Source organism: Streptomyces sp. MS191 (assembly GCF_008042125.1).
GTDB lineage: Bacteria > Actinomycetota > Actinomycetes > Streptomycetales > Streptomycetaceae > Streptomyces.
On sequence record NZ_RDBI01000040.1, the window covers coordinates 2,344,558 to 2,355,613 of the forward strand.

Annotated in this window: 11 protein-coding genes and 1 pseudogene; 9 read left to right on the forward strand and 3 right to left on the reverse strand. The window is 70.2% G+C overall.

Features of this window, described 5'->3' with window-relative positions:
* The first annotated feature begins 177 nt into the window (after positions 1-177).
* The 7 genes from EAO71_RS17770 to pstB all read left to right on the forward strand — a co-directional run bounded on the left by EAO71_RS17770 (position 178) and on the right by pstB (position 8,160).
* Entirely contained in the window at positions 178-2,451 is a 2,274-nt protein-coding gene (locus tag EAO71_RS17770) for an RNA degradosome polyphosphate kinase (protein WP_147978618.1), read from the forward strand.
* A complete protein-coding gene (locus EAO71_RS17775) occupies positions 2,438-3,427 on the forward strand; it encodes a CHAD domain-containing protein (RefSeq protein ID WP_147978619.1) in 990 nt (329 codons plus the stop codon). The genes EAO71_RS17770 and EAO71_RS17775 overlap by 14 nt, the downstream gene beginning before the upstream one ends.
* Positions 3,424-3,831 carry an NUDIX hydrolase gene (locus tag EAO71_RS17780; RefSeq protein WP_261992173.1) on the forward strand — a complete coding sequence of 136 codons (408 nt, stop codon included), beginning with the start codon at positions 3,424-3,426 and terminating at the stop codon, positions 3,829-3,831. The genes EAO71_RS17775 and EAO71_RS17780 overlap by 4 nt, the downstream gene beginning before the upstream one ends.
* 218 nt (positions 3,832-4,049) lie before the next feature.
* Positions 4,050-5,186 carry a phosphate ABC transporter substrate-binding protein PstS gene (gene pstS / locus EAO71_RS17790; RefSeq protein WP_147978621.1) on the forward strand — a complete coding sequence of 379 codons (1,137 nt, stop codon included), beginning with the start codon at positions 4,050-4,052 and terminating at the stop codon, positions 5,184-5,186.
* 112 nt (positions 5,187-5,298) lie between these two features.
* Positions 5,299-6,276, forward strand: coding sequence for a phosphate ABC transporter permease subunit PstC (gene pstC, locus EAO71_RS17795; protein WP_147978622.1), 978 nt, complete (start codon positions 5,299-5,301; stop codon positions 6,274-6,276).
* Entirely contained in the window at positions 6,273-7,355 is a 1,083-nt protein-coding gene (pstA, locus tag EAO71_RS17800) for a phosphate ABC transporter permease PstA (protein WP_147978623.1), read from the forward strand. The genes pstC and pstA overlap by 4 nt, the downstream gene beginning before the upstream one ends.
* 28 nt (positions 7,356-7,383) lie before the next feature.
* Positions 7,384-8,160, forward strand: coding sequence for a phosphate ABC transporter ATP-binding protein PstB (gene pstB, locus EAO71_RS17805; protein ID WP_147978624.1), 777 nt, complete (start codon positions 7,384-7,386; stop codon positions 8,158-8,160).
* 126 nt (positions 8,161-8,286) lie between these two features.
* On the opposite strand, the gene EAO71_RS17810 is transcribed toward pstB, so the two are convergent.
* Complete coding sequence (locus EAO71_RS17810; protein WP_147978625.1) at positions 8,287-9,285, reverse strand: inorganic phosphate transporter; 999 nt, start codon at positions 9,283-9,285, stop codon at positions 8,287-8,289.
* Positions 9,286-9,291: 6 nt separating this feature from the next.
* Positions 9,292-9,912, reverse strand: a complete 621-nt coding sequence (locus tag EAO71_RS17815) for a DUF47 domain-containing protein (protein WP_147978626.1) — start codon at positions 9,910-9,912, stop codon at positions 9,292-9,294.
* 193 nt (positions 9,913-10,105) lie between these two features.
* Here EAO71_RS17815 and EAO71_RS17820 point away from each other — a divergent pair.
* Positions 10,106-10,380, forward strand: a pseudogene (locus tag EAO71_RS17820) (metal-sensitive transcriptional regulator).
* 93 nt (positions 10,381-10,473) lie between these two features.
* On the opposite strand, the gene EAO71_RS17825 reads toward EAO71_RS17820, so the two are convergent.
* Positions 10,474-10,668, reverse strand: a complete 195-nt coding sequence (locus tag EAO71_RS17825) for a hypothetical protein (protein WP_147978627.1) — start codon at positions 10,666-10,668, stop codon at positions 10,474-10,476.
* A 172-nt stretch (positions 10,669-10,840) separates the two neighbouring features.
* On the opposite strand from EAO71_RS17825, the gene EAO71_RS17830 reads away from it, so the two are divergent.
* The coding region (locus tag EAO71_RS17830) for a metal-sensitive transcriptional regulator (RefSeq protein WP_147979367.1) at positions 10,841-11,056 on the forward strand (216 nt) is incomplete at its 3' end.

Sequence of the window (11,056 nt, forward strand, 5' to 3'; positions counted from 1 at the left end):
GCCCCCGATTCCCGCACGACACGTCCTCGTTACCGGGCATTCAGACGCGCTTGCGACGCTCACGCAATGAAGCCCGCCGTGCCCGCGCCCCGCAAGGCCCTCCCCAAAGGGAGGCTTCCCTCCACCACGGCCCGCTCCGACGCGCCCGACCACCCCTTCGCGCGGAAGAATAGGGCCATGAGCCAGCAGCCCGCCGAGGTACCGGTCCAGTCCTCCGCCACGTCGCCCGCCTCGCCCTCCGCGCAGAACGGCCGAACGTCCCCGCAGCCGTCCATCGGTTCCATAGCCGCGCACCGCCCCCACACGGTCAACGCGGGCCCCGTGTCGGACCTCGAACCCGACCTGGACTCCGACCTCGACGCGTACGACGACGACGGCTCCGCCGGCGAGCTTCCCCAGGGTCGATTCCTCGACCGCGAACGCAGTTGGCTCGCGTTCAACGAACGCGTTCTGGAACTCGCCGAGGACCCCACCACGCCGCTGCTCGAACGAGCGAACTTCCTGGCGATCTTCGCGTCGAACCTCGACGAGTTCTTCATGGTCCGCGTCGCCGGCCTCAAGCGCCGCATCGCCACCGGCGTGGCCACCCGCTCCGCCTCCGGCCTGCAGCCCCGCGAGGTGCTCGACCTGATCTGGACCCGCTCGCGCGAGCTCATGGCCCGGCACGCCGCCTGCTACCAGCAGGACGTCGCCCCGGCCCTCGCCGACGAGGGCATCCACCTCATCCGCTGGCCCGAGCTCACCGAGAAGGAACAGGCGCGCCTCTTCACCCTCTTCCGCCAGCAGATCTTCCCGGTCCTCACCCCGCTGGCCGTCGACCCCGCGCACCCCTTCCCGTACATCTCCGGGCTCTCGCTCAACCTCGCCGTCGTCGTCCGCAACCCCGTCAGCGGCCACCGCCACTTCGCCCGCGTCAAGGTGCCGCCGCTGCTCACCCGCTTCCTGGAGGCCTCCCCGGAGCGCTACGTCCCGCTGGAGGACGTCATCGCCGCCCACCTGGAGGAGCTCTTCCCCGGCATGGAGGTGCTGGCCCACCACATGTTCCGGGTCACCAGGAACGAGGACCTGGAGGTCGAGGAGGACGACACCGAGAACCTGCTCCAGGCCCTGGAGAAGGAACTCCTGCGCCGCCGCTTCGGCCCGCCGGTCCGCCTGGAGGTCGAGGAGTCCATCGACCCGTACGTGCTCGACCTCCTCGTCCGCGAGCTGAAGATCTCCGACGCCGAGGTCTACCCGCTGCCCGGCCCGCTCGACCTCACCGGACTCTTCGGGATCGCGGGCCTGGACCGGCCCGAGCTGAAGTACCCCAAGTTCATCGCCGGCACCCACCGGGACCTCGCCGAGGTCGAGTCGGCGTCCGCGCCCGACATCTTCATGGCGCTGCGCGAACGGGACGTGCTGCTGCACCACCCCTACGACTCCTTCTCCACCTCCGTGCAGGCCTTCCTGGAGCAGGCCGCCGCCGACCCGGACGTCCTCGCCATCAAGCAGACGCTCTACCGGACCTCCGGCAAGTCCCCGATCGTCGACGCGCTCATCGACGCCGCCGAGGCGGGCAAGCAGGTCCTCGTCCTCGTCGAGATCAAGGCCCGCTTCGACGAGCAGGCCAACATCAAGTGGGCCCGCAAGCTGGAGGAGGCCGGCTGCCACGTCGTCTACGGCCTCGTCGGACTCAAGACGCACTGCAAGCTCTCCCTCGTCGTCCGCCAGGAGGGCGAGCTGCTGCGCCGCTACTCCCACGTCGGCACCGGCAACTACCACCCCAAGACCGCCCGGCTCTACGAGGACCTCGGCCTGCTCACCGCCGACCCGCAGGTCGGCGCCGACCTCTCCGACCTCTTCAACCGGCTCTCCGGCTACTCCCGGCGCGAGACCTACCGCCGCCTCCTCACCGCCCCCAAGTCGCTGCGGGACGGGCTGGTCGCCCGGATCAACAAGGAGGTCGCCCACCACCGCGCCGGGCGCCCCGCCTACGTCCGGATCAAGGTCAACTCGATGGTCGACGAGGCCGTCATCGACGCCTGCTACCGCGCCGCGCAGGCCGGCGTCCCGGTCGACATCTGGGTCCGCGGCATCTGCGCGGTACGGCCCGGGGTCGCCGGCCTCTCCGAGAACATCCGGGTCCGCTCCGTCCTCGGCCGCTTCCTCGAGCACTCCCGGGTCTTCGCCTTCGGCAACGGCGGCGAGCCCGAGGTCTGGCTCGGCAGCGCCGACATGATGCACCGCAACCTGGACCGGCGGATCGAGGCCCTCGTCCGGGTCTCCGACCCCGCCCACCGGGCGGCCCTGACCCGGCTCCTGGAGACCGGGATGTCCGACACCACCTCCTCCTGGCACCTGGGCCCGGACGGGAACTGGACGCGTCACGCGACCGACCCGGAGGGCCAACCGCTGCGACACGTCCAGGAGATGCTCATCGACGCGCGGAGGCGCCGGCGTGCACAACCCTGACCACGACGTCCCCGCCGGAGCGACGGCGGGCGACGTCCTCACCCCCTACCTCCAGGCCCGGGCCGGCGACTTCCTGCGCGGCCTGCGCCTGCACGCCGAGAGCGGCGCCGACACGGCCGGCTCCGCCGAGGCGGCCCGGGCGCTGAGAGGCGCCGCGCGCCGCATCGGCGGGACCCTGCACACCTTCCGGCCGCTGCTCGACGCCGCCTGGGCCGACCAGCTCCGCACCGAGCTGACCTGGCTCTCCGGGACGCTGGCCCTGGAGCACGCCTGCACCTCCCGGCTGGTCCGGCTGGTGGACGCGCTGTCCCGCCTGTCGAGCGGCGGCGGGCCGGTGCCCGCCGCCCGGGGCACCGACCGGGCCGGCCTCACCGTCGGCGCGGCCCGGGCGGGCGCCCTCCTGGAGCGCCAGCTGACCCTGGCCCGCACCCGCGCCCACTCGGCCGCCCTCCAGTCCCTCGGCTCCTCCCGCTTCCACGCCCTCGCGGACACCGTCGCCCTCCTCGCCTCCGAGGTGCCGCTGGGCCCCGTCGGCTCCGCCCCCGCGGTCGAGGTCCTCGACACACCCGCCGAGACCGTCGAGCGCCGGCTCCTGGACGCCGTGGCCGGCCTCCCGCTGGCCCGCGCGGCCCACCCGTACAACGCCGACGCGCTCGCCCTGGCGGCCGGCGAGGCCCAGGACGCCCCCTGGCACCAGACCCGGCTGCTGCTCCGACTGCACCGCTACGCCTGCGAGGTCCTCCACCGCGGCACCGCGCCCGACCCCTCGCTCTACGAGGCCGGACGCGCCCTCGACCGGCACCGCGACGCCTCCGAGGCGGCGGCCGCGGCGGCCACCGCGGCCCGCACCCCGCGGATCGCCCCGGCGACCGCGTACGCCCTGGGTGTCCTGCACGCCGACCAGCGCCACGAGGTCGAGGCGGCCCGCTTCGCCTTCCAGCACGCCTGGCAGCGGACGACGGCGGCGGTCCCGTGATCCTCGCGGCCGGCTGCGTCCTGTGGCGCCGGGCCCCGGAGGACCGGGGCCCGGGCATCGAGATCGCCCTGGTCCACCGGCCGAAGTACGACGACTGGTCACTGCCCAAGGGCAAGCTGAAGCACGACGAGACCCTGCGCGCGTGCGCGGTGCGCGAGGTCCGGGAGGAGACGGGCCAGGAGTGCGTCCTGGGCGCCCGACTCCCGACGAGCCGCTACCTGGCGAACGGCCGGCCGAAGGAGGTCTCCTACTGGTCGGCCGAGGCCGTCGGCGGCACCTTCAGCCCCAGCGACGAGGTCGACCGGCTGCTGTGGCTCGCCCCGGCCCAGGCCCGCGGCCGCCTGACCCAGCCGCGGGACCGCGAGCTGCTCGACGCCCTCCTGGACACCACGTCCCTGCCCTGACGGCCCCGGCACGGGTGTTCACCTTGACCGTGGAGATCTTGTTGGCGTTGGCGTAGGAGAGCTCGAAGTAGCCGATGGAGCCCTCGGCGTCCTTCACCGCGGTGGCGACACCGGACGAGCCGTTGGCGGCCTGGCCACCGGGGGCCGGCCACGACTTCGACTTCGGGTCGTACTTCCAGTCGGCCGCGGCAGGCGGCTTCTGGAAGGAACACCCGAAAGTGAAGCTTTCGCGCAAGAACGGGCTTCGCGCCACCGCGATCGGTGCCCTCGCCGTCTCCGGCGCCCTGGTCCTCACGGCGTGTGGGTCGGACAACAACAGCGGCACCACCCCGAACGGCGACAAGACCTCCGCCGCCGCCTCGAACATCAAGTGCGACGGCGCCAAGGGCCAGCTGCTCGCCGCCGGTTCCAGCGCGCAGAAGAACGCCATGGACCTGTGGGTCAAGAACTTCCAGGCGGCCTGCTCCGGCGTCGAGGTCAACTACCAGGCCATCGGCTCCGGCGGCGGCATCACCAAGTTCAACCAGGGCCAGGTCGCCCTCGCCGGCTCCGACTCCGCCCTGAAGGACGAAGAGGTCGCCGAGTCGCAGAAGATCTGCAAGAGCGGCAAGGGCGTCAACCTGCCCATGGTCGGCGGCCCCATCGCCATCGGCTACAAGCTGAACGGCGTGGACAACCTCGTCCTCGACGCCTCCACGATCGCCAAGATCTTCGACACGAAGATCACGAAGTGGAACGACGAGGCGATCGCCAAGCTCAACCCGGGCGTCAAGCTGCCCGACACCACCATCCAGGCCTTCCACCGCTCCGACGAGTCGGGCACCACCCAGAACCTGGGCAAGTACCTCTCGACCGCCGCCGCGGCCGACTGGAAGTACGACCCGAAGTCGAAGTCGTGGCCGGCCCCCGGTGGCCAGGCCGCCAACGGCTCGTCCGGTGTCGCCACCGCGGTGAAGGACGCCGAGGGCTCCATCGGCTACTTCGAGCTCTCCTACGCCAACGCCAACAAGATCTCCACGGTCAAGGTGAACACCGGTGCCGCCGCCCCGGTCGAGGCCACCACGGAGAACGCCTCCAAGGCCATCGCCGCCGCCAAGGTCAAGGGCACCGGCAGCGACCTGGCCCTGTCCCTGGACTACGCCACCAAGGCCGACGGCGCCTACCCGCTGATCCTCGTCACCTACGAGATCGCCTGCGACAAGGGCAACAAGGCCGAGACCCTCGCGACCCTGAAGGCCTTCCTCAACTACACCGCCAGCGAGGAGGGCCAGAAGGTCCTCTCCGAGGCCGGCTACGCCCCGCTCCCGGCCGAGATCGCGGCCAAGGTCCGCACGATCGTCCCCACCCTGTCCTGATCCCCGGCCGGGTCCGGCCCGTCACGCCCCACCGACGGGCCGCACCCGGCATCCGGTGCACCGCCGCCAGGTGCCGATACACACGTACCGGCCCCGCAGACCGGAGAGACCGATGGTTACGACGACCACACCACCCATACGAAAGAGCCGGCGCGCCAAGAGCGCGACCCGCCCCGGAGACCGGATCTTCCTCGGTCTCTCCCGCGGATCCGGCATCACCCTGCTGGTGATCATGGCCGCGATCGCGGTCTTCCTCACCTACCGCGCCGTCCTCGCGATCTCCGAGGACTCCTCGAACTTCCTCACCACCTCCGAGTGGAACCCGGCCGGCCAGCCGCCCGTCTTCGGCATCGCCGTCCTCGCCTTCGGCACGGTCGTCTCGTCGGTCATCGCGATGCTCATCGCCGTGCCGGTCGCGATCGGCATCGCGCTGTTCATCTCGCACTACGCGCCGCGCCGGCTGGCCAAGCCGCTCGCGTACGTGGTCGACCTGCTCGCCGCCGTGCCCAGCATCATCTACGGCCTGTGGGGCGCGATCTTCCTCGTCCCCTACCTCGGCGGCCTGAACCAGTGGCTCGACGAGTACCTGGGCTGGACCTACATCTTCGACAAGTCCAGCGACGGCGTCGCCCGCAACCTCTTCACCGTGGGCATCCTGCTGGCGATCATGATCCTGCCGATCATCACCAACGTGACCCGCGAGGTCTTCCTCCAGGTCCCGAAGATGCACGAAGAGGCCGCCCTCGCCCTCGGCGCCACGCGCTGGGAGGTCATCCGCATGTCGGTCCTCCCCTTCGGCCGCTCGGGCATCATCTCCGCCTCGATGCTGGGCCTGGGCCGCGCGCTCGGCGAGACCATGGCCGTCGCCGTCGTGCTCTCCCCCAGCTTCGTCATCTCCGGCCACCTGCTCGACCCGGGTGGCGGCACCTTCGCCCAGAACATCGCGGCGAAGTTCAACGAGGCCAACGAGTTCGGACGGGACGCCCTGATCGCCTCCGGCCTCGTCCTCTTCGCCATCACCCTGCTGGTCAACGGCGCCGCCCGGTGGATCATCGCGCGCCGCAAGGAGTACTCGGGGGCAGCCGCATGAGCCAGCACGCCATACAGGACCGTCCGCCGGTGACCACCACCACCGTGCGTCACGACCCGCTCAAGCACGCCCGCGTCCCGCGCTGGACGCCCGCCGCGATCGCCGTCGGCTCGATCGCCGCCGCCGTCGGCATCGGACTCGCCGCCGGCTGGCACAGCCGCGTCCAGTGGGGCCTCGTCGCCGCCCTGCTCTTCGTCCTCGCCACCTACGCGATCACCGCACGGGTCGAGGGCAGCCGCCAGGCCAAGGACCGCGTCGCGACCAGCCTCGTCTGGGTCTGCTTCGTCCTCGCCGTCATCCCGCTGCTCTCCCTCGCCTGGGTCACCATCAGCAAGGGCCTGGAAGTCCTCGACGGATACTTCCTCTCCCACTCGATGAACGGCGTCCTCGACGCCGAGGCCGGCGGCGGCGTCTACCACGCGCTCCTCGGCACCATCGAGCAGGTGGGCATCGCCACCCTGATCGCCGCGCCGATCGGCCTGCTCACCGCGGTCTACCTCGTCGAGTACGGCGGCGGCAGACTCGCCCAGGCCGTCACCTTCTTCGTCGACGTGATGACCGGCATCCCCTCGATCGTCGCGGGCCTGTTCATCCTCGCCACCTGGAATCTGATGCTGGGCTTCGGGCCCTCCGGATTCGCCGGCGCGATGGCCCTCGCCATCCTGATGATGCCGGTCGTGGTCCGCTCCACCGAGGAGATGCTCAAGCTCGTCCCCAACGAGCTCCGCGAGGCCTCCCTCGCCCTCGGCATCCCGAAGTGGCGCACGATCCTGAAGGTGGTCCTGCCCACCGCGATCGGCGGCATCACCACGGGCGTCATGCTCGCGGTCGCCCGCATCACCGGTGAGACGGCCCCCGTGCTGCTCCTCGTGTTCGGTACGAAGCTCATCAACCCGAACCCCTTCGAAGGCGCCCAGTCCTCCCTGCCGCTCTACGTGTACGAGCAGTACGCGGTCGGCACCGACGCCGCCGTGGCCCGCGCCTGGGCCGCCGCGCTCGTCCTGATCGCCTTCGTCATGATCCTCAACCTGGTGGCCCGCGGCATCGCCCGCTGGAAGGCCCCGAAGACCGGCCGCTGACCGCGGTCACCTCTGGAAGTGAATTGATATGGCCAAGCGAATCGACGTCAGCGGCCTCTCCGCCTACTACGGCGCCCACAAGGCGATCGACGACATCTCCATGACCGTCGAGCCCCGCTCGGTGACGGCCTTCATCGGCCCCTCCGGCTGCGGCAAGTCCACCTTCCTGCGCACCCTGAACCGCATGCACGAGGTCACCCCCGGCGGCCGCGTCGAGGGCAAGGTGATGCTGGACGACGAGAACCTGTACGGCTCCCACGTCGACCCCGTCGCCGTGCGCCGCACGGTCGGCATGGTCTTCCAGCGCCCCAACCCCTTCCCCACCATGTCGATCTTCGACAACGTGGCGGCGGGCCTGCGGCTCAACGGCAAGTACCGGAAGTCCCAGCTCAGCGACATCGTCGAGCGCTCCCTCAAGGGCGCCAACCTCTGGAACGAGGTCAAGGACCGGCTGAACAAGCCCGGCTCCGGCCTCTCCGGCGGCCAGCAGCAGCGTCTGTGCATCGCCCGCGCCATCGCCGTCGAGCCCGACGTCCTGCTGATGGACGAGCCCTGCTCCGCCCTGGACCCGATCTCCACCCTCGCCATCGAGGACCTGATCGGCGAGCTCAAGGAGCGCTTCACGATCGTCATCGTGACGCACAACATGCAGCAGGCGGCACGCGTCTCCGACCGTACGGCCTTCTTCAACCTGGCGGCCGTGGGCCAGCCGGGCAAGCTCATCGAGCTGGACGACACCGAGCGCATCTTCTCCAACCCGAGCGTCCAGGCCACCGAGGACTACATCTCGGGCCGCTTCGGCTAGGCCGCTCCCCCAGGACCGTCCTGCGGTGCTGCATGGCGGTGCCACCGCACGACGAAGGGCCCGGCTCCCCCACAGGGGAGCCGGGCCCGTTTGCGTCGTACCGCGGTGTCCGGCCGAGAACGGTGTCTAACCGAAGATCAGCGCCACCACGTAGTAGCTCGCCGCCGCGACCAGCGCGGCGGCCGGCATCGTGATGAACCAGCCGAGGACGATGTTCTTCGCGACACCCCAGCGCACCGCGTTCACGCGCTTCGTCGCGCCGACACCCATGATCGCCGAGGTGATGACGTGCGTCGTCGAGATCGGCGCGTGGAAGAGGAAGGCCGAGCCGAACATGATCGACGCACCCGTCGTCTCCGCCGCGAAACCCTGCGGCGGGTCCAGCTCGATGATCTTCCGACCGAGCGTCCGCATGATCCGCCAGCCACCCGCGTACGTACCCAGCGAGAGCATCACGGCACACGCGATCTTGACCCACACCGGGATGTCGTCGCCCGACTGCTGCACGTCGGCGATGACCAGGGCCATCACGACGATGCCCATCGTCTTCTGCGCGTCCTGCAGACCGTGACCGAGCGCCATGCCGGCCGCCGACACGGTCTGGGCGATGCGGAAACCGCGCTTCGCCTTGTGCGGGTTCGACTTGCGGAACATCCACATGATCGCGCACATGACCAGGTAACCGACCACGAGGCCGACCACCGGCGAGACGAACATCGGGATCACGACCTTGTCGAGCACACCCGACCAGATCACCTCCGTGCCGCCCGCCAGCGCCGCGCCCACCATGCCGCCGAACAGGGCGTGGGAGGAGGAGGACGGCAGTCCGAAGTACCAGGTGACCAGGTTCCAGATGATCGCGCCCACGAGAGCGGCGAAGAGGATGCCCATCCCCTTGTCGCCGGTGGGCGTCGCGATCAGACCCTCACTGACGGTCTTGGCGACCCCGCTGCCCATGAAGGCACCGGCGAGGTTCATCACCGCCGCCATCGCCAGCGCCGCCCGCGGGGTCAGCGCCCGCGTGGAGACCGAGGTCGCGATGGCGTTGGCCGAGTCGTGGAAGCCGTTCGTATACGTGAAGCCGAGCGCGACACCGATGGTCACGATCAGCGCAAAGGTGTCCACGAAGCCTCAGGACTCCTTGACCGCGATGGTCTCCACCGTGTTCGCCACGTGCTCGAAAGCGTCGGCCGCCTCCTCCAGCACATCCACGATCTGCTTGAGCTTCAGCACCTCGATGGCGTCGTACTTGCCGTTGAAGAGGTGGGCGAGCAGCTTGCGGTGGATCTGGTCGGCCTGGTTCTCGAGCCGGTTGACCTCGATCCAGTACTCCGTGAGGTTGGCCATCGTCCGCAGGTTCGGCATCGCCTCGGCGGTCAGCTCCGCGGCGCGGGCCAGCACCTCGATCTGCTGCTCGACGCCCTTCGGAAGCTCCTCCACGTTGTAGAGGACGACCAGGTCGACGGCCTCCTCCATGAAGTCCATGATGTCGTCGAGGGACGACGCGAGGTTGTAGATGTCCTCGCGGTCGAACGGCGTGATGAAAGAGGAGTTCAGCTGGTGGAAGATGGCGTGGGTCGCGTCGTCACCGGCGTGTTCCGCTGCCCGCATCCGCTCCGCGATCTCGGCCCGGGCGGAGGTGTCCGCTCCGAGCAGTTCCATCAGGAGCTTCGAGCCCGTGACGATGTTGTCCGCGGACGCGGCGAACATGTCGTAGAAGCTCGTCTCCCTGGGGGTCAGACGAAATCGCACGTGGGGTCCTCGGGGTGCTGGGTTTCGGTCAGGCTGATGCTAGGCGCATCATCCGGCCACGGCTAACCGGCGTCCCTTCAGTGTCGCCCATCAGGCACAGTGATCTGCACGGGCCCCCGCCCGGACCGGCGGGGATCGGTACCATATACCCACGAGGGGTATACACACCCTTTCTGGACAACGGGAGGACGCGATGACGACCACCGAGGCGGCCGAGGTCACCCCCGAGACCTCCGAGCCGGCGGACCACGACCACGGCGTGCACGGCTACCACAAGCAGAAGGACGAGCACCTCAAGCGGCTGCGCCGGATCGAGGGCCAGATCCGCGGCCTGCAGCGGATGGTCGACGAGGACGTCTACTGCATCGACATACTCACCCAGGTCTCCGCGTCCACCAAGGCCCTGCAGAGATCGAGGCGAAGGTCGAGGAGGCCACCAAGGCCATCGCCCGGATGCTCCGCACCTGACCCGCGGACCCCGGCGGGAGACCCGACGGGCCGGGACCGGAGGATCGCGCGCCTGGCCGGAACCAGACGCCGGACCGACCCGGCCCGGTCCGGTCAGCACTCCCCGTCGACCCCACCGGCCGCTGCGCCCGCGACCCTCAGCACCTCGTCGATCCGGTCCGGACTGAGGCGCTCCCCCTCGGCCGCCGACGCCGCGATGATCAGCTCGCCGCACAGCTCGATCTCGGCGAGGGCGACGCACTCCTGGTCCAGGGGCACGATCGCGGTACTGGGCGGGGCCACGCGCATTCACCTCTTCCTGCCGGCGTCGGTCTCCCAGCGTAGGGACCGCGCCACGTACCGCGCATGACACGTCCGGACCATTTGCCCGTGGCCCGGGGCCCCCGCCCGGACCGGCGGGGATCGGTACCATATACCCACGAGGGGTATACACACCCTTTCTGGACAACGGGAGGACGCGATGACGACCACCGAGGCGGCCGAGGTCACCCCCGAGACCTCCGAGCCGGCGGACCACGACCACGGCGTGCACGGCTACCACAAGCAGAAGGACGAGCACCTCAAGCGGCTGCGCCGGATCGAGGGCCAGATCCGCGGCCTGCAGCGGATGGTCGACGAGGACGTCTACTGCATCGACATACTCACCCAGGTCTCCGCGTCCACCAAGGCCCTGCAG